At 63.0% G+C, this 16,347-nt stretch carries 13 protein-coding genes; 3 read left to right on the top strand and 10 right to left on the bottom strand.

The window, feature by feature from the left end:
- Window positions 1-110 precede the first annotated feature (110 nt).
- The 3 genes from DEJ54_RS21785 (at window position 111) to DEJ54_RS21795 (ending at window position 4,856) form a co-directional block, all read left to right on the top strand.
- Window positions 111-608 (top strand): ureidoglycolate lyase, encoded by a 498-nt coding sequence (locus DEJ54_RS21785; protein WP_162742433.1) that lies wholly within the window; start codon window positions 111-113, stop codon window positions 606-608.
- Window positions 605-3,970, top strand: coding sequence for a hydantoinase B/oxoprolinase family protein (locus DEJ54_RS21790; RefSeq protein WP_113156848.1), 3,366 nt, complete (start codon window positions 605-607; stop codon window positions 3,968-3,970). The genes DEJ54_RS21785 and DEJ54_RS21790 overlap by 4 nt, the downstream gene beginning before the upstream one ends.
- Before the next feature lie 106 nt (window positions 3,971-4,076).
- Window positions 4,077-4,856 (top strand): IclR family transcriptional regulator, encoded by a 780-nt coding sequence (locus tag DEJ54_RS21795; RefSeq protein WP_113156849.1) that lies wholly within the window; start codon window positions 4,077-4,079, stop codon window positions 4,854-4,856.
- A gap of 18 nt (window positions 4,857-4,874) precedes the next feature.
- Here DEJ54_RS21795 and DEJ54_RS21800 read toward each other — a convergent pair whose 3' ends face one another.
- The 10 genes from DEJ54_RS21800 to DEJ54_RS21845 all read right to left on the bottom strand — a co-directional run bounded on the left by DEJ54_RS21800 (window position 4,875) and on the right by DEJ54_RS21845 (window position 16,085).
- Window positions 4,875-5,600: a GntR family transcriptional regulator gene (locus DEJ54_RS21800; RefSeq protein ID WP_113156850.1), complete on the bottom strand. Its 726-nt coding sequence runs from the start codon at window positions 5,598-5,600 to the stop codon at window positions 4,875-4,877.
- Between the two features lie 3 nt (window positions 5,601-5,603).
- Complete coding sequence (locus DEJ54_RS21805) at window positions 5,604-6,890, bottom strand: TRAP transporter large permease (RefSeq protein WP_113156851.1); 1,287 nt, start codon at window positions 6,888-6,890, stop codon at window positions 5,604-5,606.
- Entirely contained in the window at window positions 6,883-7,407 is a 525-nt protein-coding gene (locus DEJ54_RS21810; RefSeq protein ID WP_113156852.1) for a TRAP transporter small permease subunit, read from the bottom strand. Before DEJ54_RS21810 ends, DEJ54_RS21805 begins: the two co-directional genes overlap by 8 nt.
- Window positions 7,408-7,453: 46 nt before the next feature.
- Complete coding sequence (locus tag DEJ54_RS21815) at window positions 7,454-8,443, bottom strand: TRAP transporter substrate-binding protein (RefSeq protein WP_113156853.1); 990 nt, start codon at window positions 8,441-8,443, stop codon at window positions 7,454-7,456.
- Window positions 8,444-8,487: 44 nt separating this feature from the next.
- Entirely contained in the window at window positions 8,488-10,149 is a 1,662-nt protein-coding gene (locus DEJ54_RS21820) for a hydantoinase B/oxoprolinase family protein (protein ID WP_113156854.1), read from the bottom strand.
- Complete coding sequence (locus DEJ54_RS21825; protein WP_113156855.1) at window positions 10,146-12,227, bottom strand: hydantoinase/oxoprolinase family protein; 2,082 nt, start codon at window positions 12,225-12,227, stop codon at window positions 10,146-10,148. The genes DEJ54_RS21820 and DEJ54_RS21825 overlap by 4 nt, the downstream gene beginning before the upstream one ends.
- A 156-nt stretch (window positions 12,228-12,383) precedes the next feature.
- Window positions 12,384-13,601, bottom strand: a complete 1,218-nt coding sequence (locus DEJ54_RS21830) for an alpha-hydroxy acid oxidase (protein WP_113156856.1) — start codon at window positions 13,599-13,601, stop codon at window positions 12,384-12,386.
- On the bottom strand, window positions 13,602-14,279 hold the full coding sequence (locus DEJ54_RS21835) for an RraA family protein (protein WP_113156857.1): 678 nt from the start codon (window positions 14,277-14,279) through the stop codon (window positions 13,602-13,604). It lies immediately after the preceding gene.
- Window positions 14,276-15,211, bottom strand: a complete 936-nt coding sequence (locus tag DEJ54_RS21840) for an NAD(P)-dependent oxidoreductase (protein WP_113156858.1) — start codon at window positions 15,209-15,211, stop codon at window positions 14,276-14,278. The genes DEJ54_RS21835 and DEJ54_RS21840 overlap by 4 nt, the downstream gene beginning before the upstream one ends.
- Window positions 15,180-16,085: an NAD(P)-dependent oxidoreductase gene (locus tag DEJ54_RS21845; protein ID WP_113156859.1), complete on the bottom strand. Its 906-nt coding sequence runs from the start codon at window positions 16,083-16,085 to the stop codon at window positions 15,180-15,182. The genes DEJ54_RS21840 and DEJ54_RS21845 overlap by 32 nt, the downstream gene beginning before the upstream one ends.
- Between the last annotated feature and the right edge of the window lie 262 nt (window positions 16,086-16,347).

Here is a 16,347-nt window from a genome sequence, read left to right on the forward strand (position 1 = left end):
GAAAGCGCGAAATTGAAAGGTTCGGCATTTGGAATTGACAGAGAAGCGGTCAGCTGTCGTTATAATAATTGATCAAAAGTTCGATTATCGAATAAAATATGAGAGCGGGAATGATTGCAGTTCGACAGCTGAACAGCGCCAGTTTTGCACCCTATGGCCATGTTGCCTGCGCGGGGCAGGGGATAACAAAGTCGATCCGGGCCGATACGGTGCTTTTGACGAAGTCTCCTTCTGTCTTCCAGCACGATGCCGAGGCGGTCGATCTCGCTCTGGATTTCTATGATGTGCAGCCTGAGGGCGATGTCGTGCGCATCAACCAGGCCGAGCGCCATGAGCACAGTTCGCAGATGTTCGTGCCCATGTCCGTCACCCGCTACCTCGTGATCGTGTGGGAAGGCCATCCCCATGAAAGCACCGCCCACGGCTTCATCGGTGGCCCGAAGGATGTGGTGATCTACAATCCCGGCGTCTGGCATCACGGCATCATCGCCCTTGATGGGCCGGGGCATTTCGCTTCCACCATGTGGCGCACGCGCGGCGGCACGGATGTGGAATTCCTGCCGCTTGAAACGGCGCTCGAAACCCGACTGGAAGAGGCCGTCTCTTGAGCGCTCTGGGCATCGATATCGGAGCCTCGACCGTCGACCTGGCGCTGTCGGCGAATGGCGTCCTGCGCACCGGAAAGATGACGCAGGGCGCGGGAGCGGTGGCCGAAGAGATCGCGGCTGCGATCCGGCATTTTTCACAGCAATGGGCGTTTGAACCCACAGCGCTTGAAGAGATCCGCCTGGGCTCAACAGGCGCGGTAAACATGCTTCTTGGAAAGCAGGTCGCCCGGGTTGGTCTGATCACCACCAGCGGCTTTGCGGACACGCTGGCGCTTGCCCGGCAAAACCGTTCCGAGCTTTACGATCCGGTCGCGCGCTCGCCGTCCCCCACATTTCTGGTGATGCCGGACGGCATCCACGAGGTGGAAGGCCGACTCGACAGGAACGGCGCGGAAATCGCCCCCCTGTCGGTCGATCAGATCCGTTCGGCGGGAGCAGCACTTCGCGATCAGGGCGTGGAGGCCATTGCGGTCTGCTTTCTGTTCTCCTTCGTCAATCCGGCGCATGAGCGCCTCTGCGCCGAAATTCTTTCAGAAGTCGCGCCCGGCATTCCCGTCATCCTGTCGCACACGGTCGACGGCAATGCCCGCGAATATGAACGCACGGTCTCGGCCTGTCTGGAAGCCGCCCTTTGCCCGGCGCAGCAGGTAAATGTGGATCGCATCGCAGACGAACTTGAAGGGCTCGGCTTCTCGGGCCGCCTCTCCTTTGCGGATTCGCGTGGTCATCTCGTAACGCCAAAGCTGGCTCGCACTGCGGCTGGCCGGCAGTTGATGGGCGGTCCTGCGGCCTCGGCGCTTTTCTCCGCTTCACTCGCAGAAATGGCAGGTTCCCGGCAGGCGCTTGCGCTCGACATGGGGTCGACCAGCACGGACATTGTGCTGCTGGAAAATGGCGCACCGGCGCAGACACATTACAGCGTCGTTGCCGGCGTGCCCGTACGCAATCCCATGGCCGACATTCAAAGCGTCGCTCTGGGCGGCGGCGCGCGGGCACAGTGGGCGGGCGCTGCCGGCATCCGCTTTTCAGGCGATTCCAATGCGCCCACACTCACCGACGCACTTGTTTCGCTCAGGCAACTACCCACCGCACTCGCACCGGATGCGGGCGACCGCGTTGCCCGGCTTGCTGAAGAGGCGTCAATCGGGTGCGACGAACTCGCCGCGATGATCCGGGACGCGGCGCTCGACAGCGTCGTGGCCGCCCTTGTTCGTTACGCGGTTGACCGAAATGTCGACCCGGCAGCCGTGCCGCTGATTGTCGGCGGCGGCCTTGGCGGTGTCATGGCGCATGCGCTGGGCGAGCGGCTTGGCGTCAACCGCATCATTGTTGATGAACTCGCCGCAGTGTCGGGCGCTGCCGGTCTTCTCCTGGCCCGGCATGTAAGCGAAGCGTCGGAAACGCTGAACGCGCCCCTCAATGGACTGACCGACGAGCGCCTCCGACAGGCGCTCGACACACTCCGTGCAGAGGCGCCAGCCGCCAGCAAGGGTGTTGTTCAGATCACGATAGCGCCGAACGCCTTCATGCACCCCGTCACGCTCACCCTTGATGAGGGGCAGCCGACGGTGGAGACCATTCGCGAAGCCTTCACTGCCTATCACACCGAGCGATTTGGCAATCCGTCGCGCGAGGCGGGGTTCGTGTTCAGGATCGGGCGTTTCCTCCTTGAAGAACAGAAGGCGCTGGAAAAGAAGCTCGCCGGGGGCGAGGCCATGGGCCTTCAGCCTGCCCCGGGCTGGGAGCGCGTCATCGAAGGCGGGCTGGTGTCCTTTGTCAGGCGCAATTCAGCCGCCGTGGCGCTGCGTCCCGAGACATTGCAGATGCGCCTGAATGCCATCGCCCAGACCATGCAGGAAATGCTCTTCCGCACGGCGGTCTCGCCCGTGGTGCGTGAAGGAAACGATGCAGCCGCAGCACTTTTGACCCCCACCGGAGAGCTTCTGGCGCTTTCCGACGCCATTCCGCTTCTTCTCGGGGCGCTTGATGGCTCCGTGCGTTCAATGCTCGAGCATTTCCCGGTTGAGACGATGCGCGAGGGCGATCTCTATCTCATGAACGACCCTTTCCTCGGCGGGACGCATCTGCCTGACCTGACGGTGATGCGCCCGGTCTTCGCAGAAGGAAAGGTGATCGCGCTCGCGGCAAGCATTCTTCATCATCAGGATATTGGCGGCATGCGGGCAGGCTCCGTGCCGCCGGATGCGGTGGACATTTTCCAGGAGGGCCTGCGCCTGCCGCCGCTTAAGATGGGCGCCGGCGACCGGATCGACCCTCTCGTGGTCAATCTCATCAGCGCCAATTCACGCGCGGCCGATACGGTGCTTGGCGACCTCTCCTCGCAGATCGGCGCGGCGGTGAAAGCCGGTTCGCTTCTCGGCAGCCTGGCTGAAGAGATAGGGATGGATGCCTTCGCCACAGGCATCGTGACCTGTCTGGAGCGGGGTGAAGCGCTCGCGCGCGACACGATTTTCACCATGGCACCGGGGCCACATGTGGCGAGTGGACAGCTCGATCCTGCGCCGGGCCTGCCGGAAGTGCGGATCGCGCTCAGCCTCGACTGCGGCGACGGCCTTTTCCGCGCCGATTTTACCGGCACGAGCGGGCAAGTGGCCGCACCCATCAATTGCGTGCGCTCAGGCCCGTTCGCGGCTGCATTCTACAGCCTGCTCAGCGCGATGGGCGATACGGTGTTCCGCAATGGCGGCGTGGTGCGGACCATGGAACTGGTCCTGCCGGAAAACTGCGCGATCAATGCCTCGCCGCCGGCAGCCGTCAATGCGCGCATGGGCATTGTGCGCAGCACCACATCGACGCTTCTGCAAGGGCTCGCCCGGGCTTTGCCGGAGACCATGCCGGCAGCCAATTCGGGCATGTCCTTCGTGCTGGCCTTTTCGGGCGCGGGCGCAGATGGAAAGCGCTTCATCGCCACGGAGATCATCGCCGGCGGCGCCGGCGGCGGCCCGCAGAGCGATGGTGTTTCAGGCATTTCCACCGATGTCGGCAACGCGATGAACATGCCGGGCGAAGCGCTGGAATCGCAGATCCCCGTGCGTCTGGTAAGCGCCTGCATTCGCCGTGGCTCCGGCGGGGCGGGGCGCTATCGCGGCGGTGATGGCATCCAGCGCCGATATCTCGCACTGCAGGACGGCATCAATGTTTCGCTGCGCGGCGACCGGTTCAGACATGTTCCCGATGGACTTCTGGGTGGCGGTGCGCCGCAGCCTGCCGCCGCCCGCGTCGTGCGGGCCGATGGAACGGTGGAGGAACTGGGCAGCCGTTCAGCCCCGGTTCTTCGCCGCGGGGATCAACTGGTCGTTGAAAGCTGTGGCGGAGCCGGGTATGGCGTGCAGGAAGGATAGGCGCTGCTGATCGAAGCGCCTGCCCGCAGGGCGGCATACTGTTTGAATTTCGGATACGATACGATCGCGGATAAGCGCCGCTGGGGCGCTGGAGGCCAGCTTAGTCATGATACTGCATCACCTGCTCGACAAGGACGACAAGGAAGTATCCCTGACGTTCGGCAAGGGCCTGTCCGTTATCATGGCTTTCGAGGGGCGCAACAGCGAACTCACCATTTCGGAAATCGCCGAGAAGGTGGAGCTGAACCGCGCGGTGACACGGCGTCTCGTGCGCACGCTGGAGCAGCTCGGTTTCGTGGCCCATGATCGCGGGCGCTATCAGCTAACGCCGCGCGTGCTGCGGCTGACGCGCGGGTTCCTCGAAACCCGCAGCATTCCGCAGGTGGTGCAGCCGGTTCTGCGCAACGTCTCTCACGAGATCGGAGAATCGGTATCCTTCGCCATGCTGGATGGCGACGAGGCCGTTTATGTCGCCCATGCTTTTGTGCCGAGCCGCTTCACGCTCAACATGGTAACTGTCGGCAGCCGCGTGCCGCTGACGCCGACTGCCGCCGGCCGCGTCATCCTCGCATTCCTCGACAGGGAAGAGCGCGAAGCGATCCTCGATCGGCTCAGCCTGTCTGCCTATACGGAAAAAACGCTGGTCGAGCGCCGGGAGTTCACCGACCTTTTGAACTCCATCCGGTTCAGCGGCTTCTCGTTCAGTGAATCGGAATATGTGGAAGGCGTCAGCTCGCTCGCCCTTCCGGTCTTTGACCGCGACAAGCGTGTCGTGGGCGCGGTGTCGATCATCTTCCCGCAGGGCCAGTATGACGAAAACGACCTTCACGACCGCTTGATCGAAAAACTGCTGCGCTGCACGAACGACATCGGTGCGGTGTTCTAGAACGAACGCAATCCGGCTTCAGTCCATCCAGACATCTGTGCGCAGCCGGAACCGGTTGGGGTCGTAGATCGCGTGGGTGATCTCAACGAGCCTGCCATCTTCGGCGTAGAGCTCCGCATCGAGCGCAATGACGGGCATGCCCGCTTCCAGCCCGATGGAGGCGGCGGCCTGCGACGGGCAGGCAAGCGCCGTCACGGACTGGCGCAGCCGCGTGATCTGCAGATCAAAGAGACCTTCGATGAGCTCGAAGACCGAGCCGCCCACCCGGTCGAGAACCGGGTCGATCCCCGCAAACGCGCCATCGACAAACATGACCAGCCAGCTGACCGGCTTTTCGGACTGGCCGAGAAAACGTTCCGCCGTGATCTCCAGCCAGAAGCCGGTGGAGCTTTGATGCTTGCCCAGAAACGGGCTTTCGCCATCGGCCACGTGACGCGTCTTGAGCACCTGAAGCCGTGAACTCTTCGTCAGGCTGAGCAGTTCCGGGAAACCGCTGGTCGCCATGCGCAGGCTCTTTTGCGGCTGGTTGGAGACGACAATTGTTCCAAGCCGGCGGCGTCTTTCGACCAGCCCCTCGCTTTCCAGCTCGGCCATGGCGCGGCGGAGCGTGGTGCGGCTCACATTGTAGTCGGCAGCAAGATCGACCTCCGGCGGCAGCCTTTCGCCCAGTTTCAGCGCGCCGGACGTGATGCGGTCGCGCAGCGTCTGGGTGAGTTGGGCGTGGCGGGGAAGAGGTGCATTCATCGATCAGATACTGCTCGGCAACCAGAGGACAATTTGCGGAAAGACTGCAAGCAGAATGGCAAAACCCAGCATGATTAGGAAGAAGGGAAACACCGCTCTGAAGAGAAACGACATCGGAAGACCGGTGCGCGACTGAATAACGAACAGATTGAAGCCGACCGGTGGCGTGATCTGCGAAATTTCGACGGCGATCACGATGAAAATGCCGAACCAGACCGGATCAAACCCGGCTGCGACCACCAGCGGCAGGGTGATCGGCAGGGTCATCACGATGATCGACGTGCCGTCGAGGAACATGCCGATCAGCACATAAAACGCCAGCAGGAAAACGATCAGCATCATCGGCGAGAGCTCAAGCAGCGCAATCTGCCCTGCAATCGCCTTCGGGAGACCCAGAAAGCCGAGCGCTGCGTTCAAGAGAGCCGCGCCGGCAAGGATCAGCCCCATCATGGCGCTGGTTGCTACGGCGCTGCGTCCGGCCATCGCCAGCCCCTTGAAGGTCAGGCCGCCGCGCACCCAGGAAAGGATCAGCGCGCCCAGAACACCGGTGGCGGCAAGTTCGGTCGGGCTCGCCAGCCCGAAATAGAGCGCGCCCATGATGCCGCCGATAAGCGCGACCATCGGGCCGATTTCCCTCAGGCCGCGCCATCGGTCCGCCCAGCTGTAGCGCGCGCGCTCTTCCTGCCGCCCTGAAACCGTGTGCGCCACGGCAATGTAGGACACAAAGATCGTCGCCAGAAGAATGCCGGGAACGATGCCTGCGATGAACAGTTCGAGAATGCTCTGCTGCGCGGCCACGCCATAGATGATCATGATGATCGAGGGCGGGATCAGGAAGCCGAGCGTGCCGGAGCCGGCCAGAGAACCGACGGAAAGCCGCCGGTCATAGCCGCGCGCTTCAAGTTCCGGCAGGGTGACGCGCCCGACAATGGCCGTCGTCGCCGCCGATGAGCCGGAAACGGCGGCAAACAGGGTCGATCCGGCGACATTCACATGCAGCAATCCACCGGGCAGGCGGGTCACCCATGGTGCGAGGCCGGAAAACAGCGACTGGCCGAGCCGCGCCGTCACCAGAATATCGCTCATCAGAATGAAGAGCGGCAGCGCCAGCAGTTCCTGTGCAGTGAGCGACGACCAAAGGAGTTTGCCCGTATAGGCAATCAGCGGCAGGTTGGGCTTGAAGACGGCAAGCAGCGTGAACGCCACGCCAAAGAGCGAAAGCCCGACCCAGACCGAGCCCAGCAGAAACGCTGCAAACAGCAGAAGCGTCAGAAGCCCGATCTCAAGCATCGGCTTCCTCCTTCGCAAGCGGCTGTTCCGCAGGCAGATCGAGCCATAATCGGACCGTGCGGGCGCACAGGTCCAGAACGAGCTGCGCTGCACCCAGAACGGCGAGTGCCTGCGGATAGATGAGCGGCGTGTTCGTGTAGCTCGACTGGCGCAGGCCGCGCGCCCATGAATTGGCGAAGAGAGACCAGAAGGAAATCAACACAAGCAGCGCCAGCGCGATGCCGACAACCGTCGCCGCAATGTTGAGCCAGCGCTGTCCCTGCAGCCCGAGAAAGCCTTGCGCAAGTGTGACACGCACATGGCTGCCGCGCCGCAGCGCCGGTCCGGCGCCGAGCAGGAAGACCCCGGCCATCGCAAAGCTCGAAAACTCCCACGACACCGCCAGGCTGGTGGCGAGAAAGCCACGGCTGAAGACTTCCGCCAGCATCAGAAGGCAGAAGCCGTATAGCAGGATGCTGGCCAGCGTTTCAGCCAGCCACGACGTCGTGTCGGAGAATTTCAGAAAGCCGTGCAACATTGGGCCCCCGGAAGCGGGCGTCCCGATGAAGGACGCCCGGAATTGGCTACTTGCCGGCTGCCTTGGTGTAGGCTTCGATCACCGGGCCGGCCTCGGGCACGCGCTCGATGAACTCATCCCACATGGTGCGGCCGCTCTCGCCCATCAACGTCATGAGGCTCTCGTCCGGCTGAACGATGGTCATGCCGTTTTCGGCCAGAGTGTTGCCTTTGGTTTCGTCTTCGGCTGCCGAGAGCGCCCAGAACTCTTCCTGCATCTTTGCAGCCAGTTCCTCGATCTTGGTCTGCTCTTCGGGCGAAAGCGCGTTCCAGGTATCGAGATTGACGGTTACGGCGTCCGAAGAGGTGGACCACTGCATGGGGCTGAAAAAGGCGGTGAGATCCCAAAGCTTGCCATCGACGCCCGAGGAGGTGGAGGTGGCCACACCGTCGATGGTGCCGGCGGCCAGAGCGGGGGCGACATCGCCCCAGGGCATTTCCAGCGGTGCTGCGCCAAGCAGCGTCAGGAACTGGAAGCTGGCCGGGTTGAATGCGCGAATGCGCACGCCTTCCATGTCGGCGGAGGAGCTGATCTTCTCACGCGAGTAGACGCCCGGAGACGGCCACGGAACATAGTAGAGGATCTTCTGATTGTGGCGCTCGGCGATCTCGTCATAGAGCGGCGATGCGGCTTCGAGGAAGAGTTTCATCTCATCCTGTCCGCGGATCAGGAAGGGAAGGGTGTCCATCGCCAGAACCGGCTCTTCGCCAGCCTGAAGGAAGAGAAGGACGCTGCCCATCTGCACAATGCCATTTTCCACGGCTGCCAGAGATTCCGAGGCGGAAACGCCAATCTCGCTGCCCTTGTGCACGGTGATCTCGACGGAGCCGCCAGTGGCTTCCTTCACGGCTTCAGCGAACCTGTTTGCCGCAACGTTCTGGAAGTTCGTCTCGGGCCACGGCGTCGAGAAGTCCAGCTTGGTCTGGGCCATTGCCGAACCGCTCACGAGAGCAAGCGCTGCGCCTGCCGCCAGTGCCTTGAGTGAATATGCGATCATTGTCCGTTCTCTCCTCTTGAAGGTGCTATTGTCGGTTCTTCACTTCATTTCAAGCCATAGATCTCATGCGCGACAGCTTGCGTGATCATGCCGCGCCGCAGATCGTCTTCCACGCGTTCCTTCCCGCGTTCGGTTGCGGGGCCAAAGCCGCCACCACCCGGTGTGCGCAACACCAGCGCCTCGCCCGGTGGAACCCGGTAGAGCCCTTTCGACGTGATCTCCGTTCCGTCGGTAATGCGGGCAGCACCCGGCAGTCCGGAAAGGCCGCCCTCCCGGCCTTCCGCACCGCGTCTCAGCCGCTCGAATGCGGCGGCGGACACGATCAGCGCCTGATCCTTTGCCGCGCGGATGCGGATCTCCTGCCCGAGCCCGCCACGCCATTTCCCCGCGCCGCCGCTGTCCGGTGCGAATTCCTTGCGCTCATAGATGAGCGGAGCGACGGATTCGGCCACTTCGACCGAAACCACACCGACGCCCGAAGGAAACGCGGTCGTTGACAACCCATCGGATGCGGGCCGTGCGCCCATGCCGCCAAGCGCCACATTGAGCGAAGCGAAACTGCGGGCTTCCGGCCCTGCGTCTTCGCCGGAAATCGCCAGAACCCAGAGCGCACCCGCACTTTCGGCAAGGATCTGCCCCGGCATGGCCTGTGCGAGGCAGCCAAGCATCAGGTCCGGCAGGGCCTGCCCAACCACATGCCGCGCGGTGACCGGAGCGGGGCGCTCGGCAGAGACGATCAGACCGGAAGGCGCAGTAATGTGGATTGCCTCCAGCGAGGCGTGGTTGTTGGGCACATGCGGCGCGACCGCAACCTTGATGCCGAAGGAGGCATAGGCCTGACTATAGCCGAGCGGGCAATTGATGCCGCGCGGAGCGGCAGGCGACGAACCGGCCAGATCAACCTCGATCACCCCCTCGCCGATGGTCATCCGCGCCCTGATCTCGATAGGCGCATCGTAACCGTCGAGCGTGGTGTCGGCGCTGTAAGTGCCGGCAGGCAGCCGCGCGATGGCTTCACGCGTGGCCGTGGCGGAGCGCTCGAAGATGAACGCGGCCAGTGGCTGCAACGAGGTCAGCTCGTATTCGGCCATCAGGTCGAGCAGCCGCTTCAGCCCTTCATCATTGCAGCTCATCAGCGAAATGATGTCGCCCCGCGCCTCGCGCGGGATGCGCGAATTCGCCGTGACGATGCCGAGGAAATCCTCGTTCAGAACACCGGCCTTGCGCAGCTTCATCACGGGGAAGAGAACGCCTTCCTCCTGAACGGAGCGCCCTTCGGCCGACCAGCCGAGCCCGCCAATGTCGACCACATGGCAGGTCGAGGCGAGGTAGCCGACAATCCGCCCATTCACGAATGCCGGCGTGACGACGACGAAGTCGAACACATGGCCGGCACCCAGCCAGGGATCGTTGGTGACAAGCACATCGCCTTCGACCAGCGTATCTGCCGGAATATGCTCCAGCATGGCGCAGACGGAACGCGCCATCGTGTTCACATGGCCCGGCGTGCCGGTGACGGCCTGCGCCATCATGCGGCCTTCCGCATCGAAAACGCCAGCGGACAGGTCTCCGGATTCGCGAACGATCGCGCCGAAAGCCACACGCAGAAGCGCGTTGGCCTGTTCCTCCGAAACCGAAATCAGCCGGTTCCAGAGCACGTTCATGGCGATGATGTCTGCGTCGGAAAGGGGAGTGGTGGCGTTCATGGCCGCACCTCGCGGTCGAGAATGACATGACCGAAGGGATGGAGCGTAATCGCCCATCCGGTCGGAACGTAGGCGGTGGTCTGGGCTTCGCTCACCAAGGCGGGGCCGGGCAGGGGCTGGCCGGGCGCCAGCCCTTCACGCGGCACCAGCGCGCTTTCGACGAATTCGCCGCGCACCGGGTCGAACACCTTTACCGTTCCGGCAATGGTCGTTTGCTTTCCGGCGTCCGCTGCCGGCGCTTCCACCAGCGGTGCGGCCGGGCCACGGCAGATGAGCGACAGGGCGACCAGTTCGACCGGATTGTTTTCCAGAACGGTGCCGTAAGTGTCGCGGTAGAGCGTGATGAAAGCCTGCTCCAGCGCCTTTGCATCGGCGGGGTTTGCAAGCGGTTTTTCGAGAGGCACGCGCAGCGCGTGTCCCTGCCCGCTGTAGCGCAGTTCGGCTGCAAGGCTGATCGTCGCCGGTTCTCCCTCGGCAAGGGCCGGCAGAACCACTGCGGATGCTTCCCTGCGCATCTCTTCCTGCAGCATGGCGAGACGGTTGAGGTCCAGCCGCTCCATTGGCGCAAGCGTCGAGCGGGCCACCTCATAGGCGACCGGCGCACTCAGGAAACCGAGGGCGGACCCCACACCGGCAAAGGTCGGAATAATGACACGCGCAATGCCCAGCTTTTCGGCAATGCGCACCGCGTGCAACGGGCCTGCGCCACCGGACGCCATGATCGTGTAGCGCGTGACATCCTTGCCCTGTTCGATGGCATGAACCCGCGCGGCATTGGCCATCGCTTCCTCGCCCACTTCCAGAATGCCGGCTGCAGCCCATTCGGCAGAGCTCAGGCCAAGCGGCGTGGCGACATGCTCTTCAATGGCGGCGGTCGCAAGCTCCGGCTGAAGCGTGATCTTGCCCCCGGCAAAGCCTTCGGGACGGATCTTGCCGAGCACCACATTGGCGTCGGTGATGGCCGGCATGGCGCCGCCCAGCGCGTAACAGGCGGGGCCTGGAACCGAACTTGCGCTTTCCGGTCCGACCGCGAGCCGCCCAAGCGCATCGCGCCTGGCGATGGAGCCGCCGCCCGCGCCGATCTCAACCAGTTCCGTGGTCGGCACGCGAACCGGCAGGCCGCTGCCCTTGATGTCACGCCATGCGCGGGCGACTTCAAAGCGGCGGGTGGTGGCCGGAACGGCATCTTCAAGAAAGCAGATCTTTGCAGTCGTGCCGCCCATATCGAAGGCGAGAAGCTTTGCCTCATCGGTCTCGCGCGCAACACGCGCGCCCAGCGCGACGCCGCCGGCCGGTCCCGATTCCACCAGTCGGATGGGAATGCGGGCCGCCTGTTCCAGCGTCGTCAAACCGCCGCCCGAAAGCATGAGCATGAACTGCCCGGCAAAGCCGCGCTCCCGTAATGCAGCGTCGAAGCGATGCAGATAATGCGCCATTAACGGGCGCACATAGGCATTGGCGCAGGTGGTCGAAAAACGCTCATATTCGCGGATTTCCGGCGAAACCTCGCAGGAAAGGCAAATCGTCACCGCGGCGGGCAGGTCTTCGCGCAGCCAGTCGTGAACCAGCTTTTCATGCGCGGGTTTGACCGTGGCGTGCAGGAAGCCGACTGCGACCGCCTCAACGCCCTCGTCGCAAAGGCGCGCGGCGAGAGCCCGAACATCCTCGCGATCCGGCGCAGCCAGAACCCTGCCATCTGCGGCGATGCGCTCGCGCAGTGTGAAGCGCAGTTCGCGCGGAACCAGCGCCTGCGGAAGCTGGAGGTCGGTGTCGTACTGTTCGAAACGCTTCTCATAGGCCATCTCGAGGATGTCCCTGAAACCTTCCGTGGTGATGAAGGCCGTCTTCGCGCCGCGCCGCTCGATCAGCGCATTGGTGGCAAGTGTCGTACCGTGGATGACCGTGCGCACATCGGCGAAGGAAAGACCCAGCTCCGAAACCAGAAAGGCGCTTCCCTCCAGCGCGGCCTCTTCAGGGGCGGCCGGCGTGGTGAGCAATTTATGCGAATGGATCGCGCCCTCGCGTTCGAGAACGACGTCGGTGAAGGTGCCGCCAATGTCGATGGCAAGTCTGGTCATCGGAACTTCCTAGTCTGTACGATTTTTAATAGTATGAACCTTTCGGTTTGCGCAAGGCTTTTGCGCGCCGGCCCGTTTCTGCCTGTGAGAAAGCGCGCATGGCTGGAGAGCGCCTCCGGTCGAAGGCGCTTTAAGAATGTCGCAGTCTGTGACGGGTCAGCGGGGCAGAGAGAGTTCGGCGGCTTCGCGCATCTGCAATGGCGCGGTGATGCCGAGAAGGGCCATGTCGCGGTCCACTTCTTCGCGCAGCAGCGCCGCCACGTGTCGCACGCCGTCCTCGCCATGGGTTGCCGCCGCATAGAGGAAGGGACGCCCCACGAAGACGAAGTCCGCCCCCAGCATGATCGCTTTCAAAACATCCGTGCCCCGGCGGATGCCACTGTCGAACATGACGGGCATCTCCGGCACGGCTTCCCGTATCGAGGGGAGAACCTGAAGGGGCGAGACGGCTGTGTCGAGCTGGCGGCCACCATGATTGGAGACGATGACCCCGTCGCAGCCCAGCGTCCGGGCCATGCGCGCATCATCCGGGTGCAGAACGCCTTTCACGATCAGGCGGCCCGACCACAGGTCGCGTATGCGGCGGATATCCTCCCAGCACAGCCGGTCCCGCTCGATGGTCGAGCGAACGAGATCGCGGGAGAAAAGAGGCGGGCCCTGAACGGCCTCCATGTTTTCGAAATGCGGCATGCCGCGCATCGCGATTTCACGTCCCAGCGTGCCGAGCGTCCATCGGGGATGGGTGATGCCCTGCCAGACAAGCTGCGGCGTGATGCGAAAGGGTGCATCGAAGCCGTTGCGCGCATTGTTTTCGCGATTGCCCGCCACCGGAACGTCGCCGGTCACCACAAGATGATCGAAACCGGCAGCGGAAACGCGTTTCAGAAGCGGCTCGATGCGCGCCATGTTGCCCGGTATATAGGCCTGAAACCAGCGGCTCCCGCCTTCTCTGGCGACCCTTTCGAGCGGCGTCAGGGACGCTGCCGAGCAGATTGCGAAACTGCCGGCGGATGCCGCGCCTCTGGCCAGCACCACATCGCCATCAAAGGCTGCCAGCGCGCTGAAGCCCATCGGCGCAACGCCGAAAGGCACTGTATAGCTCTGGTCGAACAGGCGCGTTTCCAGAGAACGCTGCGAAACGTCTTGCAAGATGCGTGGCTGGAGACCGATATGCCCGAAGGCGGCGCGATTGGCGCGCAGACTTGCATCCGTCTCCACGCCGCCGCTGACATATCCGAAAATCGACTTCGGCAGGAGCCGGCGCGCACTGCGCTCGAAATCATCCAGTGAAAGGTGGCCGCGCAGCCTGCGCGGCACCCTGGACGGCTTGCGCCGCGAAATGGAGACCGGGTCCGTGGAAGTCGTATCGTTCATCTACTCAAATTCGCAGCCGCGCGATTGCAGGCTTTCCATCACCCAGCCTCTTTCGACGCTGCCATCGGCAATCTTGGCCATTTCAACCTGTTCTGCGTCCTGTTTCCTGCGCGTCGCGGCGAGGATGGTTTCCGTCTGGTCGAACGGCACTGTAAGCACTCCGTCGCCATCGGCAAGGACCAGATCGCCAGGTTCGATGACCATGCCGTCGATTGCGATGGTGGTGTTCACCTCGCCGGGGCCGTCCTTGTAGGGGCCGCGATGGGTGACGCCCGCAGCGTAGAGCGGAAAATCCATGCGCCGGATCTCGTCGGCATCGCGGATTGCGCCATTGACGATGATGCCGGCAACCCCGCGCTTTTTCGCGATCGCAACCATGATCTCGCCGAGGATCGCCGTGGTCAGGTCACCGCCGGCGTCCACAACGATCACGTCGCCCGGTTCGGCAATGTCGAGCGCATGATGCAGCATCAGATTGTCGCCGGGACGGGTGCGGACGGTCAGGGCCGGTCCTGCCAGAACGCTCCGGGCGTCGTGGATCGGCCGCAGCCGCGCGCCACCGGCATACATGCGCGACATGCAATCGCTCACATTGGCGACCGGCAGCTCACGAAACGCGTCAATGGTGCTCTGCTCCACGCGCCGCTGCCGTTTGCGCACACAAAAGCCGATGGTCATAATTCTACTTCCTTCTCAAGCAACAGGGCATTCAAGACTTTGTCGGCAATCATCATGCCGGTACGGCGCAGGCCGGCCTGCGTGGATGCGCCGATATGAGGGGTGCCGATGAAATTCAGGTCGTCCGCGAAAAGCAGCGCGTCAGGCGAAGGCGGTTCGCTCTCGAACACATCCGAGGCAGCGCCCGCGATCTGACCGGACCGCATGGCCTTCGCCAGAGCGGCTTCATCCACGATCCCGCCGCGCGCGCAATTCACCACGAATGCGCCGGGGCGAAGCTGATCCAGCGCCCGCGCGTCGATCAGATGATGTGTCTCAGGCGTCAGCGGCAGATGCAGGAAAAGAAGATCCGTTTCTGCCAGAAAGGCGTCGAAATCCGTTTTACGGGCGATGGTTTCCGGCCAAAGATGCTCCGGCAGCACGGGGTCGTATCCGTGAACCTGCGCGCCGAACCCGTCCGACAGGCGTTTTGCCACCGCACGTCCAATGGCCCCGACACCGAGAATGCCGGCGCGGCGCTCCGACAATTCGTAGCCGACGCGAACACCGTCATCGCCGTTTCGGCCTTTGCGCAACGCCTGGTCATGCCGGTGCGGGCTGCGAAGCAGGGTCATGGCGTGCAGCACGGCCAGGTCCGCGACCGATTCGGCGTTCGCGCCTTCGGTCTTGAACACTTCAACGCCGCGTTCCGCCATCAGGGGCAGGTCGATATTATCCGTTCCAGCACCGTGCTTGCCCACGACGCGAAGTGCTGGCAGACGGTCGCAAAGCGTTTTGTCGATCGTGTTGGCGCGCACGATGATCGCCTGAACTTCGTCGCTGCGCGCTTCTGGAAGCGGGCCGGGGCCCAGGATTTCCGTGACCGCACCCAGTTTGTCGAGCGCGTCGGCGTGGATCGGTTCAGTGATCCAGATGACCGGGCGATTGCTCATGCCGCTCCTCACAGTCCGGTTGGGTGGTTTTTAGAAGCCAGTTGATCGCGTGATCGGGCGTTTCATCCGGACCGGCCCCAAAGGAGGCGGTTCTGGCGAACAGGCTTGATGCTGCATCAGCCATGATCGGCCGCATGCCGGCCTTCTCCATGAGGTCTGAAGCGGCAACGATCTCCACATGCCGGCGGGCTGCGTGTTTTGGATGGGTGCGCAGCATTTCGGCCAGGAAGGCATTGATGTCGACTTCCGAGAGGTCGGACAGGGCGAGCGGCAGGTTCTCGTTCTGGTCAAGCGTTGCTGCGGCAAGCTGTGTTTCGACCACAAGCGCTTCAAGGCCCTTCATGAAAAGCGAGCGCAGGAGTTTCAGTGTGCTGGCGTCTCCCGGAACCCCATCAAGGCAGGTTATGCGACAGCCAAGCGGAGCGAGGATATCGGCAACCGCCTGCGCCTTTTCGCCGGCAAGAATCATCGGTGTTGCAACGCCGCCAAGCCCGACAGCGCCCATCACCGTGCCGTCAACGAGCCGGTCTCCCAAAAGCTCCTGCGCCGCGTGCATCGCCTCGGGCGTCGAGGATGTGAGATCGAGCACGGGGCAGTCGCCCGGCCGCTCGCCAATCGCTGCTTCGATCTTGAGGCTCACGGAGGCCGGCGTCAGAACGACAGTCAGGTCCATGCCGTCAAGTGTGTCAGGAAGCGTGTGCGATGTATCAATCCCCAGCCTGCCTGCCGCTTCCATGGCGGTTGCATTCAGTGCGGGGTCTACGGCAGTGACTTTTGCGCCTGCTTTTGCGAACGCCTCGCAATATACCCGGCCTGCGGCGCCGAAGCCGACGACCAGCAACCGGACACCGTGAGTGCCGGACGAATCATTCATTTCTTTGTCTCCTCCCGAGCGCCATAGGGCATCGGATTGCCATTCAGGTTGATACAAAAAAAATACAAAAAGCAAGACAGAAACCAGAGCCGGCTTTCATTTTCATTTCTAGAACGGGGCCCTTCGCAAAATTTTAGTGCGTAAAAACAATAGGTTTTGATATTTTTGCATGAGCCGTGCAAAAATCTCTTTACGCTGGCGCATCCCTGAACTTAACGTAATATGTATCCATAATGCCTGTGAGGAGCACGGGCCAAGGGAG

The organism is Nitratireductor sp. OM-1 (genome assembly GCF_003296175.1).
Lineage (GTDB): Bacteria > Pseudomonadota > Alphaproteobacteria > Rhizobiales > Rhizobiaceae > Nitratireductor > Nitratireductor aquimarinus.